This is a genomic window from Caballeronia sp. KNU42 (genome assembly GCF_053760385.1).
Genome location: NZ_CM132390.1, coordinates 1,542,707 through 1,562,835, shown reverse-complemented (window position 1 = coordinate 1,562,835; position 20,129 = coordinate 1,542,707). Strand labels below are relative to the sequence as shown.

The window sequence follows — 20,129 nt, the reverse complement described above, 5'->3', positions numbered from 1 at the left end:
CGCATTACGAGCATATAGCCGATCACCCAAGGAGATGGCATGGCCGTTAGCACCAGTTTGAACCCCGGCGTCCGAACTGCGCCAGGCACGCTTGGAGCCGGCGGAAACCTCCCTCCCGCACGCAACGGCTCAGGAAAAATAAACAGTCGGAAGTGCGAACATCGCAACAGCGCCGGTACGGCAACTCAGGGGATTGGCGGTGCGTGATTACCTTGGCAGCAACGCGTTTTGCCCGTCTCATCGCAGAGCGCTCAAGTCGATCGTGACCGCCACCGTGTGCGCCGTGAGTTTGAGCGGCGTCGTGCTGCTGGGCGGTTGCGCGAATGCATCGGATAACACCGCGATAGGTTACGGCCCGAACCCCACATTGCCTCCCCCGCACACAACGCTGATTCCCACGCTCAACGTAGCGCCCGCGAAGCCCTGGCCCGAAGGCACGATGCCAACGGCCGCAGCGGGTTTCAGCGTAGCGGCGTTTGCCAGGGGACTCGATCATCCACGCTGGCTCACCACACTGCCCAACGGCGACGTGCTCGTGGCAGAAAGCAATGCACCCGCCGTACACGATTCGAAGAGCGGCATCAAAGGCTGGATCACAAAACTTTTTCAGAAACGCGCGGGCGCTGCCACGGCGAGCCCGGATCGCATCGTCCTCCTTCGCGACAGCAAGCATGACGGCGTAGCAGACCAGCGCTACGTGTTCATCGACAAGCTGCATTCGCCGTTCGGCATGGTGCTGGTCGGCGACGATCTCTACGTGGCGAACACGGACGCCATCCTGCATTTCAAGTACCACAAGGGCGACACGTCGATTACCGGGCTGGGTGAAAAGCTCACGGATCTGCCGGCAGGACCTATCGATCATCACTGGACAAAGAACCTGATCGCGAGCCGCGACGGCAAACTGCTTTACGCCACGGTCGGGTCGAACAGCAACGCGGGCGAGAACGGCATCGAAGCCGAAACAGGACGCGCGTCGATCATGGAAATCGATCGGGCGACGGGCCAATCGCGCATCTTCGCATCGGGCTTGCGCAATCCTAACGGCATGTCATGGAACCCCGAAAACGGTGCGCTCTGGACCGTGGTCAACGAGCGGGACGAACTGGGTAACGACCTTGTTCCCGACTATATGACCGCAGTCAAAGACGGCGCGTTCTACGGCTTTCCCTACAGTTATTACGGCCAGCACGTCGATACCCGCGTGAAGCCCCGGAATCCGGAAATGGTAGCCAAGGCCATATCGCCGGACTACGCGCTGGGGTCGCATACTGCACCGCTCGGCTTCACGTTCTACGACGCCACCCTGTTCCCTGCGAAGTATCGTAACGGTGCGTTCATTGGTCAGCATGGCTCGTGGAATCGCAAGCCGCGCAGCGGCTACAAGGTGATTTTCGTGCCTTTTTCCGGGGGAAAACCGTCGGGACCACCGGAAGATATCCTCACCGGATTCCTCTCGCCCGACGGCGACGCACGGGGACGCCCGGTCGGCGTGACGCTCGACCGTGATGGCGCGCTGCTGGTTGCCGACGACGTGGGCAACGCAGTCTGGCGCGTCAAGCCGTCCCTTACTCCGTCGCAAAACTGATGGCAAAACGTGCCGCCCCGGCGAACGGTTTGTTCGCCGCCGCCGAAGCTACGCTGGTCGGTCTCTACGACGGCGGTGTGCTTTCTCCGGCAGTGCTACAACGCGTCATCGCGGGTTTTGCAAACACCGCGATCGATTGGAACACCCCGCCGCGGCTTCGTACTGTCGACAAGAAATCGCTGCACGAAGTGGTCGCCATGACCATGATGCCGGGACGAACCATCCGCCAGGCGTCGAAGGAATTTTTCGCGGTGATCGGGCATATTGGTGGTATCGGTGCTGAAGAGCATGACGAACCTGAGGAGCCCGATGAAGCCCCTGATGATGAACCAGACAGCGACCTGATCAACCAGTTATCGGGCGGCAGCGGCAGGAAAAGAGCCGCTAAACCCGCGCGCAAGACAACACCGTCCGCCGGCTTCAACCCACTCCTGCATGCAACCTCCCCGCTTAAAAACCGCCGGTCATAGCATTGCCTTTGATCCATGTCATGGTCGTGACTGACCGGAAATCTGCCGCACGCGGCACAATACAGAATGCCTTAGCCCGAATGCCCAAGCAAAAGCGAGCCACAACCGTGACCCGCCGGATCGAGTGACACCGCCCTCCAACCAACGGATACAACGGACACGATATGGACACACAGGCAACTCCCCGCGCCCTCGCCCTTTCCCCCGACGAATTGCGCAAGATCGACGCGTACTGGCGCGCCTGCAATTATCTGTCGGTTGGCATGATCTATTTGCGCGCCAATCCGCTGCTGCGCGAACCGCTCAAGGCGGAGCACATCAAGCAGCGCCTGCTCGGACATTGGGGTTCGGACCCCGGTCAGTCGTTCACCTGGGTGCACCTGAACCGCCTGATCATCAGAGACGACCTGAACGTCATGTATGTTTCGGGGCCGGGTCATGGCGCACCCGCAACCTTATCGAACTCGTACCTCGAGGGTTATTACTCCGAGGTTTATCCGGATCGCAGCGCCGATGAAACCGGCATGCTCCGCTTGTTCCGCGCCTTCTCGTCGCCCGGTGGCATCGGCTCGCATTGCACCCCTGAAACGCCGGGATCGATCCACGAGGGCGGCGAGCTGGGTTACAGCCTCTCGCACGGCTTCGGGGCGGCATTCGATAACCCGGACCTGATCGTCGCGGTCATGGTGGGTGACGGCGAAGCCGAGACGGGTCCGCTCGCCACCTCCTGGCATTCGAACAAATTCCTGAACCCGGTGGTCGACGGGGCAGTGCTGCCCATCCTGCACTTGAACGGCTACAAGATCGCGAACCCGACGATCCTCGCGCGCATTCCGCAAGAAGAGCTCGAAGCGCTGATGACCGGTTACGGATACAAACCGCACTTTGTCTCGGGCGACGATCCCGCCGTCATGCATCAATTGATGGCTCAGACGCTGGAGACTTGCATCGGCGAGATTCGCGCGATCCAGGCGCATGCGCGTTCGACCGGTGACACCACGCGTCCGCGCTGGCCGATGATCGTCCTGCGCTCACCGAAAGGCTGGACCGGTCCGAAGGAAGTCGACGGTCACAAGGTCGAAGATTTCTGGCGCGCGCATCAGGTTCCGGTGCTCGATCCGGTGTCCAACGCGAAGAGCTTGAAGATCGTGGAAGCGTGGATGCGCAGCTACAAGCCCGAAGAACTCTTCGACGAAAACGGCACCCTGATTGAAGAGCTTCGTGAGATCGCGCCGAAGGGCGAGCGCCGCATCAGCGCGAATCCGCATGCGAACGGTGGCCGGCTGAGGCGCTCGCTGGACCTGCCCGACATCCGCGACTATGCGTTCGGCGTGGACGATCCCGCCGGCACGTACCAGTCGCCCACGGCAGTGCTTGCAATCTGGCTGCGCGATGTAGTCAAACGCAACATGAGCACCTTCAAGCTGTTCGGTCCCGATGAAACCGCCAGCAATAAACTCGATGGCGTATATGAAGCGTCGGGCAAACGCTGGATTGCCGAGATCAAGCCGGAAGACAGCGACGGCGGCGCGTTATCGCCTGACGGCCGCGTGATGGAAATGCTCAGCGAGCACACGCTGGAAGGCTGGTTCGAAGGTTACGTGCTGACGGGGCGGCATGGTTTGCTCGCGACCTACGAAGCGTTCGTGCATGTGATCGACTCCATGTTCAACCAGCACGCCAAGTGGCTCGAAAAGGCGAAGAGCGAACTCGACTGGCGCGCGCCGGTGCCTTCGGTGAACTTGCTGATCACGTCGTTAGTATGGCGTCAGGATCACAATGGCTTCACCCATCAGGACCCGGGTTTCCTCGATGTCGTTACGAACAAGAGCCCCGAAGTCGTGCGCATTTACCTGCCGCCCGACGCGAACTGCCTGCTGAGCGTGATGGATCATTGCCTGCGTTCGCGCGACTACATCAACGTGATTGTGGCTGACAAGCAGCCGCACTTGCAGTACCTCGACATGGAAGCGGCGCTTGCGCATTGCACCAAGGGTATCGGCATCTGGGACTGGGCATCGACGGACCAGAACAGCGAACCGGACGTGGTGATGGCCTGTGCCGGTGATATCGCCACCATGGAATCGCTCGCCGCCGTCGAGATACTGAAGGAACATTTCCCCGACCTCAAGATCCGCTTCGTCAACGTGGTGGACCTGTTCCGGCTGATGCCCGACACCGATCATCCGCATGGTTTGTCCGGTCGCGATTTCGATTCCATTTTCTCGCGCGAGAAGCCGGTCATCTTCAACTTCCACTCGTATCCGTCGCTCGTTCACAAGCTCACGTACAACCGTACGAATCACGAGAACATGCATGTGCATGGTTATCGCGAGCGCGGCAACATCAACACGCCGTTCGAGCTGGCGATCATCAACCAGGTCGACCGCTTTTCGCTATGCATCGATGTGATCGATCGTGTGCCGCGGCTTCGCGATACCGGCGCTCACACGAAGAACTGGCTCAAGGACCAGATCAACGCAAGCATTACCTACGCGCACGCGGAAGGCATTGATCGCGATGAGATCCGTAACTGGGTTTGGAAAGGCTAAAGAGTAAAGACCATGACCCTGGGTATTCTGGTTCTGAACAGCGGTTCGTCGTCGCTTAAATTCGGCGTTTATCTACCGGGCAAATCGCCCGGTAATAACCCCGGCAGCGGCGACGAAACGCCGTGGCTGACCGGCAGCGCGAAGGGCATCGGCCGCGATGATGGTTCGCTGAGCATGCGTTCATCGGATGGTGCGATCGATGTCACGCAGAACCACGTGATGGAGTCGCAGCACGACGCGTTGCAGCGCGTGGCCGACGCGCTGCATGCGCATCTCGAGCAGCCGCTCGCCGCGGTCGGGCATCGGGTAGTGCATGGCGGTCCGCACCTGACCGACCATGCGCTCATCACGCCCGAGGTGAAACAGACCCTGCGCGATGCGGTGCAATTCGCGCCGTTGCATCTGCCGCAGGCGCTGGAGCTGCTCGATCTGGCAGAGCAGATTTTCAACGGCGTGCCGCATTTCGCCTGCCTCGACACCGCGTTCCACCGGACCATGCCCGCGCGAGCCACTCACCTCGCGCTGCCGAAACACTACGCTGACGAGGGCGTGATTCGATACGGCTTCCACGGCCTGTCCTATGAGTCGATCGTCGCAACGCTTGGCAACGACCTCCCGGCGCGCCTGGTCGTCGCGCATCTCGGCAGCGGCGCAAGCTTGTGCGCGATTCGCGATGGCCGCTCGATCGATACAAGCATGGGTCTGACGCCCACAGGCGGCATTCCCATGGGAACACGCACGGGTGACCTCGACCCTGGCGTGCTGGTGTATCTGATGCGCACCGGTTCGCTTGACGCCGATGCACTCGAACACCTGATCAACCACGAAAGCGGCCTCAAGGGTCTTTCCGATTCGAACGATGACATGCAGGCGCTTCTGCAACGCAGCGACGCAGACGCGGACCTTGCCATCGATATCTTCTGTACTGCTGTGCGAAAAACCATTGGCGCGTATGCCGCGTTGATGGGCGGTCTCGATCGCGTGGTGTTCACCGGCGGTATCGGCGAGCACGCCGCGAGCGTGCGTGAACGCATTTGCGACGGACTCGAATTTCTCGATGTCCAGTTCGACGTGATCGAGACGCAGGAAGAGCGGCAGATTGCGCGTCACTGCCGCGCGTTGCTCAAGCAAGCAGCCGGCTGAATTCGATCCACGTTGTCATTCAGCCTGCTCATTCAGGCTGCTCATTCAGCCTACTCAAGCAACCCCGTCACCCATGCTCATGCGTGCCGCCGCCATGCGCGCCGCGCCAGAAGAACACCTGCTCGGCGGCGGCAATCAGCGCCTCAAGGGAGACGGGCTTGGTCAGTGTCAGGTCGAAGCCCGACGTGCTTGCGCGCTGTTCGTCGGTGCCAGCGGTGTAGCCTGTCAACGCAATGGCCGGCAACTGGGCCAGGCGGGGATTCGCCCGCACCCGGCCCATGAGTTCGTAGCCGTCCATGCCGGACATGCTGATGTCGCAGACCAGCAAGTCCACGTGCTCACGTTCGAGCAGCGCAAGCGCGTCCTCGCCGTCGTGGGCGGTCGAGACCAACGCACCTTCGAGTTCCAGCAAGGCCGCGAATGCGCTCGCGGTTTCGGAGTCGTCATCGACAACCAGCATGCGCACACCCGCCAGCGATCCGCTGCGCTCCTGCGGCGCATGCCTGCCCGCAGAATGGCCGTCGACGAGCGGCAGCCAGACGCTCATCCGCGTGCCGCGTCCCGGTCCGTCCGAATGCGCAAGCACGCTTCCCGCATGCATCTCCACCAGTTGCCTGACCAGCGCGAGGCCGATACCCATGCCGCCACCGGTCTTGCGACGGGCTTCGCTGCCCTGTGAGAACATCTCGAAGACATGCGGCAACAGAGGCGCTTCGATCCCCATTCCGGTATCCGTGACATCGATACGCAGCTCGTCCTCCTCGCATGTGAGGCGAACAGAAACCATGCCGCCGCGCGGCGTAAATTTCAACGCGTTGCTCAGCAAGTTCCACACGATCTGGTCGAAGCGCACGGAGTCCACCTTGGTCCACACCGGTTCGTCCAGACCTTCGAACGCGAGCGCGATGCCCCTTGATGCCGCGTCCGCCTCGATGGCATCGGCAATGGTTCGCAGCATGGCTGCAACGTCGCCCATTGCCAATTTCAACGCCAACTTACCGGTACGCACGCGCGACAGGTCCAGCAGGTCGTCAATGATCTTTGCCTGCCCGAGCACGGCGCGCTGGATCGCGTCCGCCGCGACCTGAATGGCCGGCACACCACGCGCCTCCGGAATCCGCGGCAACATTTCCGCCTTCACATGAATCAGGTTGAGCGGATGCTTCAGTTCATGCGACAGCACGGCCAGGAAATCGTCCTTGAGCCGGTTCGCCGCCTCGGCCTGCGCCCTGACCACACGTTCCTCCGCCAGTTGCGTCAGACGCGCGTCTTCCTGAGTCTTGCGCTGCGTGAGGTCCCTTACGATCTTCGCGTAGCCCGTGAACTTCGGATCGGACAACGGCGTCACCACGCCGCTGCAATACACCTTGCGTCCGCCCTTGGCGACATGCCAGCGATCGTCGTCGGCGCGGCCGTCGCGTTGTGCGGCGTCCCGTTCATGCGCCGCCATGCGCGCTGCCTGATCCTCCGCCGTAAAGATCACGTCGACGTTCTGGCCGACCGCTTCCTCTGCCGTATAACCGAAGACGCGCTCGGCGCCGGCATTCCAGCTGACGATGCGGCCTTCGGGGTCCTGCACGATGATCGCGAAGTCATTCGTTGTCTGCGCCGCGAGTCTCAGGCGCTCCTCGCCCGCCCGCACGTTCGCCTCCGCGCGATGGCGCGCCGTGGTTTCAACGAGACTCAGGACCGCGCCGTCAATCCGGTCGTCGGCCGTCCGGTAAGGCAGCACGCGCGCGAGGAACCAGCGGCCATCGGACGTGGCGACCTCGCGCTCGGTCAGGCGCAACGACTGGAACGTCGCACTCACGTCGTCCGCCAGTTCGGGGTAAACCAGCCGGTGCGTGATGTCGAACAACGAACGCCCGACATCCGCTGTGATCAGGTTGAACACCGTAGCCGCGCCCGGCGTATAGCGTTTGATGCACATCGCACGATCGACGAAAATGGTGGCGATGTCGGTTGAGGTGATCAGGTTCTGCAAGTCGTCATTAGCCTTGCCCGTCTCGTCCATCTTCGCCTGCAGTTCAGCGTTGACCGTGATGAGCTCCTCGTTCACCGACTGCAACTCTTCCTTGCTGGTTTCGAGCTCCTCCGTGGCCGATCGCAATTCTTCGTTGATCGCCTGCAATTCTTCATTGGACGCCTTCAGCTCTTCCATCGACGTCTCGTACTGCTCGATCGTGGTCTGCAGTTGTTCCTTGCTCGAGTGCAGCTCCTGTTCGAGCTGCTGCATCACGGTGTCATTGCCCGCTTGATACGCCACAGCGGCCTTGTCATCCGTCATTGCTTCCTGGACCTCGTCGAACAGGACGAGGAGGAAGTCGGCGTCGGCGGCCGCGTCATGGAACGGGCGCACGGTCATGTTGACGTATGAAGAATGACCGTTGCGCTGCAGCTTGACGCGCCGGGCCTCCACGCTATTGCCCGTCTGCGCGGCCTGGAACAACGCAGTACGCAGGTCGAGCCGCAGTTCGGGCAGCACGACGGCAATCATATTGCTCGACGGTTCGCCGCCGACATAGCGCAGGAAACGTCCCGCGTTGTCCGACATATGCACGATCTTCGAATCGCGGTTCACGATCACGCTGGGCGGCGCGTATTGCTCGAGCACACGCTGGTGTAACGCACTGAACGAGAAATTGCGACGCCCCGGGAGCAGCGCGGAGCCCGCCTCTTCGTCATGCGCAAAGCGCCCCTGGGTCAGCAGCAAAGGCCCGCCCAGAGAGGGGCGGTTCGGCAGCTTCGCCGCCTTCGCCCGGTATATGCGGTTCTTCTTGTCGACCACGCTGAACAGTTCCTCGACCGAGTCTGCCGACTCCGACGTGCCTAGGAACAGGTACCCGCTGGGGTACAACGCGTAGTGGAACATCTCCAGCACCTGGTTCTGCACGCCGCGGTCGAGATAGATCAGGAGGTTGCGGCAGGAAACCAGATCGAGCCGCGAGAACGGCGGATCGCGCAGCACGTTGTGCATGGCGAACAGGATCTTCTCGCGCACGCTTTTCACCACCTCGTAGCGCGAGTCGGTCTTGACGAAAAATTGCCGCAGCAGTGAGGGGCGAACGTCGGTCATGATCGACTCGGGATACAGTCCGGCCCGGGCGCGCGCAACGGCGCTTTCGTCGATGTCGGTGGCGAACACCTGGATATTGGCCGAGGAATGCAACACGTCGCGCTGCTCGCACAGGAGCATGGCAAGCGAATACGCTTCCTCGCCCGACGAGCAGCCCGCGACCCACGCGCGAACCTGATCGCCGTCGGCCTTGCTGTGGAACAAGGCTGGCAGCACAGCGCGCTCGAGCGACTCGAACGCTTCCCTATCGCGGAAAAAACTGGTCACGCCGATCAGCATGTCCTTGAGCAAGGCCGCAGTTTCGCGCGGGTTGTCCCGCAGCAGGTCGCGGTAGGCAATGAGGTCCGGCACGCCGTTGACTTGCAGGCGCCGCTCGATCCGGCGCAGCATGGTCGCACGCTTGTAGAAGCGGAAGTCGTGGCCGGTGCGGGCGCGCAACGTCGCCAGGATGGCCTGCAACGCAAGCTCGGCCTCGCCACGGATGTCGGCCCGGCTGTCAGCGCGACTGTCAGCGCGGTTGTCAGCGCGACCGTCAGGACGGTCGCCCGGACCGGGCGCAGCCGGTTCCAGTTCGGGCAGCGCGATGCGCTTGGCGTTGTTCCATATGTCGAGCAGCCGTTGCGGCATCTCCACCACGGGCAGCACCAGGTCGACCTGGTCCGTCAGGATGGCGTTCTGCGGCATCTCGGCGTACTCGGCGTCGTTCGGCTCCTGAGCGAACGTGACCCCGCCCTTCTCCTTCACGCTGGCAATGCCGACCGAGCCGTCGCTGCCAGTGCCCGACATCACGACGCACATCGCGCGCTGACCATGCGCATCCGCGAGGCTCCGGAAAAAAAGGTCGATAGTGACCGGCCGGCCCGCCGTGGGCTCGGCATTGCGTGCGTTCAGGAAACCGTCCGCCATCGTCAGGCTCGTGCCCGGTGCGATGACATATACGTGGTTAGGTTCGATTCGTGTCGGCCCGCTGACTTGCTGCACGCTCATGCGGGTCACGTTCTGCAGCACCTTGTCCGCGCTGCTGACATGCTTCGCCGACAAGTGCAGCACCACGACGAACGCCATGCCCATGTCGGACGGCGCGTTCTCGAAGAAGCGCAATAGCGCCTGGACGCCCCCCGCGGACGCGCCGATCCCGACAACAGGGAAATCCAGCGAGCCCGGGTGATGAGCCGCGCCGGGCTCGTCGTCTCCCGCCGACGACGCAATTGATGGTGTAGTTTCGCTCACTCGAGGGGCCTCGGTTCGGGGGTGCCTTGACGGATTAAAGATACCACCACGCGTTCGAACGAACGCGCTTTCCAGCGCCCGGGGCAAAGTGGTGCGCAGCAAACGCGCGCCCGGGCTGCACGCGGGCATCGGATATCCGGCTTTTATCTGCGGACGCACAGGCGGCGCACATTATATTCACGCGGCATTTCTTGCGGACCTGCGGGTGGTTTTTTATTGTGTCCGCAGTCGATGGTCGCTGATTGCAACTTGGTACCCTGAAGCCGAAGCAACGGTTTTCCACGCGATGTTTCCGGCGCATCACACCATGAACAGGGCGTGGCAGGGCATAAGCGCGTCAGGACCGCCCGGCGCGCATCGTCCGCCAGTTTGCTAACATGGCTCAAGCAGCAGCCGGTAGCGCCTCTGCGACGCTGCCGGCAGCCCATGCAAGGCAACAATGGAGCGCGTCGTGACCCTCATCGTGTACACCAATACCGCCGGCAATCAGAAAGGACGCGACAACGACCTGTTCCAGATCGACGCGGCCGGCTTCCTGGTCGACATGGGTTGCGTGCTGGTCGATCACTGCAGCCATGCCGTGAACGCCGCGTCGCGCGTCGCGCTGCAGCGGGCCATCCGCCGCATCAAGCCCGGCGACACCCTGGTGGTCACGCGCCTCGGCTACCTGGGAAGCAGCATCAGCGACGCGGTATCGACGCTCTCCACGCTGGCCGCCAAAGGAGCGCACGTCTTCTGCCTCGACGCGGGCAAAGCCGATCTTTGCGCGAGCGGCGAAGGCTCACCCATCCGCATCCTCCAGCTTGCAGCCGAACTGGAGCGCGATGCCAAACGCGCCCGCGCGCTCGACGCGGCCGCGATCGCCAAGAAGGACGGCATGCATCAGGGACGTCCCGCTTCGTTGTCCGACTCGCAGCAGCAACAAGCGCTGAAGGCACTTGCCGCAGGCAGCACCGTGACGGCAATCGCACGCGTGCTCAGCACGTCGCGGCAGACGATCATCCGCCTGCGCGACGCTGCATCGCGCGATTCCGATGCGCTGCGCTCACCGCCGGTCGAGCACTAAGCCGCGTGAGCGGGAAGGCTTCAAGAACGCTTCGATCGATTCATCATAGGGTTGTGCGCATCGCCAATATGAACGCAACATCCGGAGTGTTTTAAAACACCGGGCAGCGGACACTGGGCGTCATCGAAACCTGCCTGGAGAAACGCTTGATGGATGCTTTGGCGACGAATATCGAAGCCCGCGTGAACGCCGTCGACTGGCATGCGGTGCAAGAGGAACTGAATGAATTCGGCTGCGCGACGATCGCAAGCCTGCTCACGCCCGCGGAATGTGACGTGTTGAAAGCGCACTATGCACGCGACGAGTTGTACCGGAGCCGCGTAGTGATGGCGCGCCACGGTTTCGGGCGCGGCGAGTACAAGTACTATGCTTATCCCCTGCCTGAGATGATCGGCAGCTTACGCAACGTGGTGTATCCGCACCTTGTCCCAATCGCTAATCGATGGAACGAGGTCATGCGTATCGATACCCGGTATCCGCCGGAGCACGTTGCTTTTATCGATCGATGCCACGCGGCCGGGCAGCTTCGCCCTACCCCGCTGATCCTGCAATACGCGCCGGGCGACTACAACTGCCTGCATCAGGACCTGTACGGCGAGCACGTGTTTCCACTTCAGCTCGCGATTCTGCTGTCGGCACCGGGACGTGACTTCACAGGCGGCGAGTTCGTGATGACCGAGCAGCGGCCACGCATGCAGTCGCGTGCCGAAGTCGTGCCGCTGGCGCAAGGGGACGCCGTGGTTTTTGCCGTGCATCACCGGCCGGTGAACGGGACGCGCGGGGCGTATCGCGTGAATCTCAGGCATGGCGTGAGCCGGCTGAGATCGGGGCACCGGCATACGGTTGGCATCATTTTCCACGACGCAACCTGAAGCCGCGGCAGTCAATTATTCGTTTTCGTCAAAGTAGTGACCGAAGCGGACCTGCTTCGTCTTGATGTAGCGCTCGTTTTCCTCACGCACGGGAATGGCCAGCGCCACCCGTTCGCAGACCGGGATATCGTGCTTGAGCAGCGTGTCGAACTTCGTCGGATTGTTGCTCATCAAGCGCACCGAGCGCACGCCGAGCGCACGCAGGATAGCGGCAGCCGAATCGTATTCCCGCGCGTCGTCAGGCAGACCGAGATGCAGGTTGGCGTCGACCGTGTCGTAGCCCTGCTCTTGCAGCGCATACGCGCGGATCTTGTTCGCCAGCCCGATGCCGCGCCCTTCATGCCCCCGCAAATACAGCAGGATCCCGCGGTTCTCAGCCGCGATATATCGCATGGCGAGGTCCAGCTGCTCGCCGCAATCACACCGGTACGAGCCGAATACATCGCCCGTGACGCATTCGGAATGCAGCCGGCACAGCACGGATTCGCCGGCGCTGACATCGCCCATGACAAGCGTCAGATGCTCGGCGCCCGTGCTCTTCACACGATACACATGCGACTCAAACACGCCGTAACGCGTGGGAATCGTGGCCTTCGCCACCAGTTCGACGCATTCTTCGTTGGCTGCTTCGGCAGTGGCTGCCGGTGAATCAGAAACGTTTTTCATGTTCTCTTGTACTGCATAGGAGGGCGTGGGCCGCATGCCGGTATTTAGTCGGACATTTTAATCGGTCACATGGCAAGAAGCCCGGAAAAGCGGGAGCGCCCGGTCCGACATGTTAAAACGCCCGGGAAATATTTGCAGCCCGCACGCCTGAGTTCGCTGCGGCCGCATAAAAAGCTGTGTGGAAAGGCGCATGAAACCGCCCCAAATTCTCACGACTGATTTCCATATATCTAAAGAAGAACGTATCGCTTCGTCAAAAATTCCGTGGTTGGTAAAGTACATGCCTACTTAGGTACATGCCTGCTTAGGCGCGCGCCAGTTCGTCTCGAGGCAGCGCTCTTTGTGCGCCCCTTAACCTTCACCGACCTTACATGCCACATCAAAGCCTGACTCCCGACTCGTTCCTGGCTCCTGCCCGCGCGCTGATCCGCACGGCGGTTTGCACACTCGCCGCCCTTGGCGCACTCGCCGGCACGGCCCACGCGGCGGGCAAAACCCTGGTGTTCTGTTCGGAAGGCAGTCCGGCGGGCTTCGATTCCGCGCAGTACACCACCAGCACGGACTTCGACGCCGGCGCGCACGCAGTCTACGACACCCTCGTCGAATTCCAGCGCGGCTCGCTCGACCTGGTGCCGGGCCTGGCCACATCGTGGGACGAGTCGACCGACGCGAAGACCTTCACGTTTCATCTCCGGCACGGCGTGAAGTTCCAGACCACGCCCTGGTTCAAACCCACGCGCGACTTCAACGCCGACGACGTCGTCTTCACGTTCAAACGCATGATCGACCCGGACAATGCGTTCCAGAAAGCGCATCCGGTCAGCTTTCCGTATCTCAGCGATCTGGGTTACGACAAGAACATCGCATCGGTTGAAAAACTCGACGAATACACCGTGCGCTTTACGCTGCACACATCGGATGTGGTCTTCGTGCGCAACATCGCGATGGAGTTCGCCTCCATCGTGTCGGCGCAATACGCTGACCAGTTGCTGAAGGCCGGCAAGACGGAGGACCTGAATCAGAAGCCGGTGGGCACGGGGCCATTCGTGTTCCGTGACTATCAGAAAGACGCGATCATCCGCTACGACGCGCATCCCGACTTCTGGAACAGGAAGGACGTGCATATCGACAAACTGGTGTTCGCCATCACGCCGGACGCCGCCGTGCGTATGCAGAAACTCACGAGCGGCGAATGCCAGATGACGGCTTTTCCGCGCCCCGCCGACATCCAGACGGCACGCAACAATCCGAAGATCGCAGTGCTGTCGGGCGTGGGTTTCAACGTGGCTTATGTTGGCTACAACACCACCCACAAGCCGCTCGATAACGTGCTGGTGCGTCGCGCGCTGGACATGGCCGTCGACAAGCCAGCCATCCTGAAGAGCGTCTACGAGGGGGCTGCGACCGTGGCCTCGAACCCGATGCCGCCCTCGCAATGGTCGTATAACAAGGCGTTGAAAGATGCGCCCTATGATCCCGCAAAGGCCCGCGACCTGCTCAAGCAAGCCGGCTTTCCAAACGGCTTTTCGATCACGCTATGGGCCATGCCCGTGCAGCGGGGCTACAACCCGAACGCTCGCCTGATGGCGCAATTGATTCAATCGGATTGGGCGAAGATCGGCGTCAAAGCCAACATCGTGACTTACGAATGGGCCGAATATAACAAGCGCGCGAAGGAAGGCGGCGAGCACGACGCGATCCTTTACGGCTGGATGGGCGACAACGGCGACCCGGACAACTGGCTCGGCACGACGCTCGGCTGCGACGCGGTGCACGGCAGCAACGTGGCGAAGTGGTGCGACAGGCAATTCGACGATCTGATCGGGAAAGCGCGGCTGATCACGGACCAGCCGACCCGCGCCAAGCTGTATGAGCAGGCGCAGGTCGTATTCAAGGATCAGGTTCCTTACACGCCGATCGCGCACGCCAATGCGTTTCAGTTGATGACGAAGGACGTCAAAGGCTACGAGATCAGCCCGCTGGGCGGTCACCGCTTCGACGGCATCTCGCTCGACTGAGAACGCCGGCTTGGCGACGGGCGTTGAAAGGCCCATCGCCAAGTCGCTTCATGCCGGGCGCTCGAAGCTGCCGGGGCTCTTGTCGGTGCCACTCCATTGCGGCTTGCGAGCCCGCTCCGCCTTCTGCAAACCGGCCTTCAGGCCTTCGCTGTCGAAATCCTTCGTGTAGACCGGCGTGCCCGGCTGCTGGCGCCAGGAGTCGTCGATACTGCCGTTGTCCACCGCGTCGAAGCCCATCTCGTTGACGAGTTGCATCACGACAGCCTTGGCAACGGCGTTGTCACCCGAAACCGGCAACGCTATGCGTCCCGGCGTGCCTTCAGGCTTGCCGAGATCGCGCAAATGGGCTGCGTAGATGTTGTTGAAAGCCTTGATCACCGGACGCCCGATCTGCTGTGCCACCCACGCGCTTTCCATCATGCCGGACTCGATCCCCTCGATACGGCCATCGCGCTCACGCGGATAGTAGTTGCCCGTATCGATGAAGACGGTAGTTTCCGGCACGTCCTTGAACAAGCCTGCGGGCAGATTCAGCACTTTCTTTTCAGGGATCGTGACCACGATCACGGCGGCGCCGCGTATCACGTCGGTCAGCTCGGACGGCTTCGCCCCGGTTTCGCCAGCGACCTCGGCCAGCGTATCCGGCCCGCGCGAGTTGCCGATCAGGACCTCGTGCCCGCGCTCAACCCAGCGCAGCGCCAGCACGCGGCCAATATTACCTGCGCCAATGATGCCGATTTTCATACACCCTCCAATGGATTCGGTTAGCTAAAGCGGGATGCGCGCAACGCCCATGCCCGTCGTGTTGGTTGATCCTGCATTTGATCCCGGTGCTGGCAGCGGTTTCCGGGTGACGATAAAATGCGGGCCCTCGCTGGTATAAACCCTGTCGTAGAAACCCTGATAGCCTCACCACATCGGCCCTATTAAATCATTCGATTTTCCATGTTGGGCGCCGCCCTTCATACTTCGTTCACTCCCTGAATCACTTAACCACTTAACACAAGGACTTACGCAATGCCGATCATCAACAGCCAGGTCAAACCGTTCAAAGCCAACGCTTATCACAACGGCGATTTCACGACCGTGACTGAAGCAAGCCTGAAGGGCAAGTGGTCCGTCCTGGTGTTCTACCCGGCCGACTTCACCTTCGTTTGCCCGACGGAACTCGGTGATCTGGCCGACCGTTACGCAGAATTCAAGAAGCTGGGCGTGGAAATCTACAGCGTGTCGACCGACACCCACTTCACGCACAAGGCATGGCACGACACGTCGGACACGATCGGCAAGATCAAGTATCCGATGATTGCCGATCCGACGCTGGTGATCTCGCGCGCCTTCGACGTCCTGATCGAAGAAGAAGGCTTGGCGCTGCGTGGCACGTTCGTGATCAACCCGGAAGGCGAGATCAAGCTGTGCGAAATCCACGACAACGGCATCGGCCGTGACGCCGGCGAACTGCTGCGCAAGGTGCAGGCAGCGCAATACGTGGCAGCTCACCCGGGCGAAGTGTGCCCCGCCAAGTGGACGCCGGGCGCTGAAACGCTGACGCCGTCGCTTGACCTCATCGGCAAGATCTAAGCTTTAAATCCCGCTTGTAACAGCAGTGTGTATCCGGGCCGCTCGCGGCCCGGATGACGCTCGCCTCGCATTCTCCGCCTTAATAACAACCTCAAGAAACCCTCGTCACACGGACTCGAACCGCCATGCTGGAAGCCAACCTCAAGACTCAGTTGAAAGCGTATCTGGAAAAGGTCAGCCGGCCGATCGAGATCGTCGCGTCACTCGACAACTCGCCGAAATCCGTCGAGTTGCAAGGCCTGCTGCATGAAATCGCCACGCTGTCGGACCGCATTGCGGTGATCGAGAAGCGCGACGATGCGCAACGCAAGCCGTCGTTTTCCATCGGCGAACCGGGCAAACCCACGGGCATCCGCTTCGCAGGCATCCCGATGGGCCATGAATTCACGTCGCTGGTCCTGGCGCTGCTCCAGACCGGCGGCCATCCAGTCAAACTCGACGATGCGGTGATCGAACAGATCCGCGCGCTCGACGGCGACTATGAGTTTGAAACCTATATCTCGCTGTCGTGCCAGAACTGCCCGGAAGTCGTGCAGGCGCTGAACGTGATGGCGCTGATCAATCCGCGGATCCGCCAGGTCACCATCGATGGCGCGCTGTTCCAGGACGAAGTCGAGCAGCGCCAGATCATGGCCGTGCCGACCGTCTACATGAACGGTGAAGTGTTCGGCCAAGGCCGCACTGGCGTGAAGGAAATCCTCGCGAAGCTCGATAGCAACGCCGGCGCCCGCGCCGCGAAGGAGCTCGAAAAGAAAGGCGTATTCGATGTGCTGATCGTCGGCGGCGGACCTGCCGGCGCGGCGGCGGCCATCTACTCGGCGCGCAAGGGCATCTCGACCGGCGTGGCGGCTGAGCGCTTTGGCGGACAGGTGCTGGATACGCTCGCCATCGAAAACTTCGTCTCGGTGAAAGAGACTGAAGGACCGCAGTTCGCCACAGCGCTCGAGCAGCACGTGAAGAGCTATGACGTCGACATCATGGACGTACAGCGTGCCGAAGCGCTCGTGCCGGGCAAGATTCATGAAGTGCGTCTCGCCAACGGCGCGGTGCTGAAAGCGAAGACGATCGTGCTTGCCACGGGTGCTCGCTGGCGCGAAATCAACGTGCCTGGTGAGAAGCAATATCGCAATCACGGCGTGGCGTATTGCCCGCATTGCGATGGCCCGCTGTTCAAGGGCAAGCGTGTTGCGGTGATTGGCGGCGGCAATTCCGGCGTTGAAGCGGCAATCGATCTGGCCGGACTGGTCAGCGCGGTGACGTTGCTGGAATTCGGTTCGGAGTTGCGTGCCGATGCCGTGCTGCAACGCAAGCTGCGCAGCCTCAGGAACGTGACCATCATCACGCAGGCGCAGACCACGGAAGTCACCGGCGACGGCAAGAAGGTCAACGGTCTTGACTACAAGGACCTGAGTTCGGGCGAAGCGAAGCACATCGAGCTGGAAGGCGTGTTCGTGCAGATCGGGCTCGTGCCGAATACCGAATGGCTCAAGGGCACGGTCGAGCTGTCGCGTCACGGCGAGATCGTGGTCGATGCACGCGGCGCGACGTCGGTGCCGGGTGTGTTCGCGGCAGGAGACGTCACCACCGTGCCGTTCAAGCAGATCGTGATCGCCGTTGGCGAGGGCGCCAAAGCGTCGCTCAGCGCGTTCGATTACCTGATCCGGAATTCGGAGACGGACACGGTTGAGGCCGAAGCGGAGGAAGCGGTGGCCTGATAAGGCCGCACAAAGCATTTCACCTTACGGATAGCTGCTTAAGCCTGTTCCGGTTGCTGCAGTCAAACGCCCGATAATCACCTACCATGTTGATTATCGGGCGTTTTTTCATTTTCGCCCGAGCTTTCATCGTGTAAAAAATGCCGCAAATCGGATGATTTATAAATTGTCTAAAGAATTGCCTTGAGCTGCCGTAGATACCGGGGTGAGACTCTGTTCTCGCATCGGGTTCACACCTGCGGCCATCGGACAGCACTTGCCGATGCACACATCATTTCGAGGTCATAGCGGTATGGGAATTCTCGCAAACACCTTCAGCACGCTCTTCCGCAGCCACGGGCGATCGCACCCCGGCTTGGCGCAGAAGCTTGAACGCGCGCTTCGGCGCGAAGGCGACTTGAAACGCGAGCTGACGCAATTGCAGCTCAGGATGTCATCGGTTGAGCCGGGCATCGACGTCAAGATGGACCTGATGAAATTCGACGTCGCGCAGGAAAAAGCCGCGGTTGCGAGTTTGACAGCGGCGTTGCTCAGCGCGCAGGAAGACCTGGAACTCGAGAAGGCAAACCGGTCGGCCGCGGTTCATTTGCTGAAGAAACATGGCGTGATCGATGGTGTTGCTTACGCGAGTTTTACGCGCGAGCAACGGGTCGAGCTGATCGCCGTGGCAATGGACGAGGTTGCGGGGAAAGAGACGACTAGCCGGTGGCGGGCAAGGTCGCCGGCGAGTGCGAAGTCGGGGTCGTCGGGGAAGAGCAAGGGGTCGTAAGAACTGCGTGGCGCTCGGCTAGAAGATGGCAGCGGTCGAACAAGCGCGCGCGGCGCCTGCACTCAATCTCATGTTGTCTCAGCGCTCGGCTCGACCGGGCGCGCTGCTTGATGAAGAAGTCCGCGCATGGGCCTCCACACATGACGGCAAGCACCCCGCCCCATATCCTTAGCTCGTTTTGATATTTAAGATCTGCGTCAGCCGATGTTAGCCTTTAAAGCTATCGGCAGCGCCCTGAAGCGTCTCTTCACGCACTGCCCAACAGTGCGCAATCAAACGAGGAGCGTCTTCCGTGAGCGTCGAATTCATTGGCATGATCCAGCAGCAAAAAGTGTCGGAGACGCATCTGGCGCGTGGTCCGGCAATCGATATCGACTACCTCCGCGACTTCGCCCAGGCGCACGAGAAAGCCTGCTTCGACCGCGTTCTCGTGCCCTATCAGTCGACCAGCCCCGACGCCATGCTGACCGTCGCTTACGCGGCCGGCGTCACGCAGCGCATCCACTTCATGCTCGCGCACCGCCCCGGCTTCGTCGCGCCAACGCTGGCCGCACGCCAGCTCGCGACGCTCGATCAGCTGAGCGGCGGCCGCCTCGCGGTCCACTTCATCTCGGGCGGCAGCGATGTCGAGCAACGCCGCGACGGCGACTTTCTCTCGCACGATGAACGCTACGCCCGCACCGACGAATATCTGCAGATCCTGCGGCGCGTGTGGACCGAATCCGAACCCTTCGATCACGAAGGCCGCTATTACCGCTTCGAAAAAGCTTTCTCCGAAGTAAAGCCCAAGCAAGCCCCGTATGTGCCGATCTATTTCGGCGGCGCATCGGCACCGGCTATCGAAGTCGCGGGCAAGCATGCTGACGTCTACGCGCTGTGGGGCGAATCGAAGGAACAGGTGCGCGAACAGGTCACCCGCGTTCGCGCCGAAGCGGCAAAACATGGGCGCAACGTGCGCTTCTCCGTATCGTTCCGCCCAATTCTTGCAGCAACCGAAAAAGCCGCTTGGGAACGCGCTGAACATATCCTTGCTGAAACGCGTAGGCTGCGTGCCGAGCAGGGTCTCGGTGAAGCGACGCCCCAGCAAAGCGAAGGCGCGCGTCGGCTCCTGGCCGCAGCGGGTGACGGCATACGTGCAGACGATCGACTGTGGACGGGCGTGGCGAAGGAGATTGGCGGTCGCTCGAATTCGACAGCGCTCGTCGGCACGCCGTCGCAAGTGGCTGAGACATTGGCCGAATATCACGCGCTCGGCGTGACCACCTTCCTGATTCGCGGCTTCGATCCGCTGGAAGACGCGCTCGATTACGGCCGCGAGTTGATCCCGGCCACGCGTGAACTGACCTCGCAAATAGCGCACGCGGCGTGACGCTGGAATCAAGC

Annotated in this window: 14 protein-coding genes; 11 read left to right on the top strand and 3 right to left on the bottom strand. The window is 61.5% G+C overall.

Annotated features, from left to right (window positions below; genetic code table 11):
* Positions 1-289: 289 nt before the first annotated feature.
* The 4 genes from ACSOSP_RS38260 to ACSOSP_RS38245 all read left to right on the top strand — a co-directional run bounded on the left by ACSOSP_RS38260 (position 290) and on the right by ACSOSP_RS38245 (position 5,753).
* A complete protein-coding gene (locus tag ACSOSP_RS38260) occupies positions 290-1,588 on the top strand; it encodes a PQQ-dependent sugar dehydrogenase (protein ID WP_455315370.1) in 1,299 nt (432 codons plus the stop codon).
* A 29-nt stretch (positions 1,589-1,617) separates the two neighbouring features.
* On the top strand, positions 1,618-2,058 hold the full coding sequence (locus tag ACSOSP_RS38255) for a hypothetical protein (protein ID WP_455314206.1): 441 nt from the start codon (positions 1,618-1,620) through the stop codon (positions 2,056-2,058).
* A gap of 164 nt (positions 2,059-2,222) precedes the next feature.
* Entirely contained in the window at positions 2,223-4,610 is a 2,388-nt protein-coding gene (locus ACSOSP_RS38250; RefSeq protein WP_455314205.1) for a phosphoketolase family protein, read from the top strand.
* 12 nt (positions 4,611-4,622) lie between these two features.
* A complete protein-coding gene (locus tag ACSOSP_RS38245; protein ID WP_455314204.1) occupies positions 4,623-5,753 on the top strand; it encodes an acetate/propionate family kinase in 1,131 nt (376 codons plus the stop codon).
* Positions 5,754-5,820: 67 nt separating this feature from the next.
* On the opposite strand, the gene ACSOSP_RS38240 is transcribed toward ACSOSP_RS38245, so the two are convergent.
* Positions 5,821-10,059, bottom strand: coding sequence for a CheR family methyltransferase (locus ACSOSP_RS38240; RefSeq protein WP_455314203.1), 4,239 nt, complete (start codon positions 10,057-10,059; stop codon positions 5,821-5,823).
* A 439-nt stretch (positions 10,060-10,498) separates the two neighbouring features.
* Here ACSOSP_RS38240 and ACSOSP_RS38235 point away from each other — a divergent pair, with 439 nt between their 5' ends.
* A complete protein-coding gene (locus tag ACSOSP_RS38235; RefSeq protein ID WP_455314202.1) occupies positions 10,499-11,125 on the top strand; it encodes a recombinase family protein in 627 nt (208 codons plus the stop codon).
* Between the two features lie 149 nt (positions 11,126-11,274).
* Positions 11,275-11,997: a 2OG-Fe(II) oxygenase gene (locus tag ACSOSP_RS38230; RefSeq protein ID WP_455315369.1), complete on the top strand. Its 723-nt coding sequence runs from the start codon at positions 11,275-11,277 to the stop codon at positions 11,995-11,997.
* Between the two features lie 15 nt (positions 11,998-12,012).
* On the opposite strand, the gene ribA is transcribed toward ACSOSP_RS38230, so the two are convergent.
* A complete protein-coding gene (gene ribA / locus ACSOSP_RS38225; RefSeq protein ID WP_455314200.1) occupies positions 12,013-12,663 on the bottom strand; it encodes a GTP cyclohydrolase II in 651 nt (216 codons plus the stop codon).
* Positions 12,664-13,034: 371 nt separating this feature from the next.
* Between ribA and ACSOSP_RS38220 the strand changes: the two genes are divergently transcribed.
* Positions 13,035-14,681 (top strand): ABC transporter substrate-binding protein, encoded by a 1,647-nt coding sequence (locus ACSOSP_RS38220; RefSeq protein ID WP_455314199.1) that lies wholly within the window; start codon positions 13,035-13,037, stop codon positions 14,679-14,681.
* Positions 14,682-14,729: 48 nt separating this feature from the next.
* Here ACSOSP_RS38220 and ACSOSP_RS38215 read toward each other — a convergent pair whose 3' ends face one another.
* Positions 14,730-15,425: an NADPH-dependent F420 reductase gene (locus ACSOSP_RS38215; RefSeq protein WP_455314198.1), complete on the bottom strand. Its 696-nt coding sequence runs from the start codon at positions 15,423-15,425 to the stop codon at positions 14,730-14,732.
* A gap of 273 nt (positions 15,426-15,698) precedes the next feature.
* On the opposite strand from ACSOSP_RS38215, the gene ahpC reads away from it, so the two are divergent.
* From ahpC to ACSOSP_RS38195, 4 genes are all read left to right on the top strand, one after another.
* The gene (ahpC, locus tag ACSOSP_RS38210) at positions 15,699-16,262 is read left to right on the top strand and encodes an alkyl hydroperoxide reductase subunit C (protein WP_455314197.1); all 564 of its coding nucleotides are present in this window, start codon (positions 15,699-15,701) and stop codon (positions 16,260-16,262) included.
* A gap of 125 nt (positions 16,263-16,387) precedes the next feature.
* Positions 16,388-17,977 carry an alkyl hydroperoxide reductase subunit F gene (gene ahpF / locus ACSOSP_RS38205; protein WP_455314196.1) on the top strand — a complete coding sequence of 530 codons (1,590 nt, stop codon included), beginning with the start codon at positions 16,388-16,390 and terminating at the stop codon, positions 17,975-17,977.
* A 292-nt stretch (positions 17,978-18,269) separates the two neighbouring features.
* Positions 18,270-18,746: a hypothetical protein gene (locus tag ACSOSP_RS38200; RefSeq protein WP_455314195.1), complete on the top strand. Its 477-nt coding sequence runs from the start codon at positions 18,270-18,272 to the stop codon at positions 18,744-18,746.
* Between the two features lie 292 nt (positions 18,747-19,038).
* Positions 19,039-20,115, top strand: coding sequence for an LLM class flavin-dependent oxidoreductase (locus ACSOSP_RS38195; RefSeq protein ID WP_455314194.1), 1,077 nt, complete (start codon positions 19,039-19,041; stop codon positions 20,113-20,115).
* Positions 20,116-20,129: the final 14 nt, after the last annotated feature.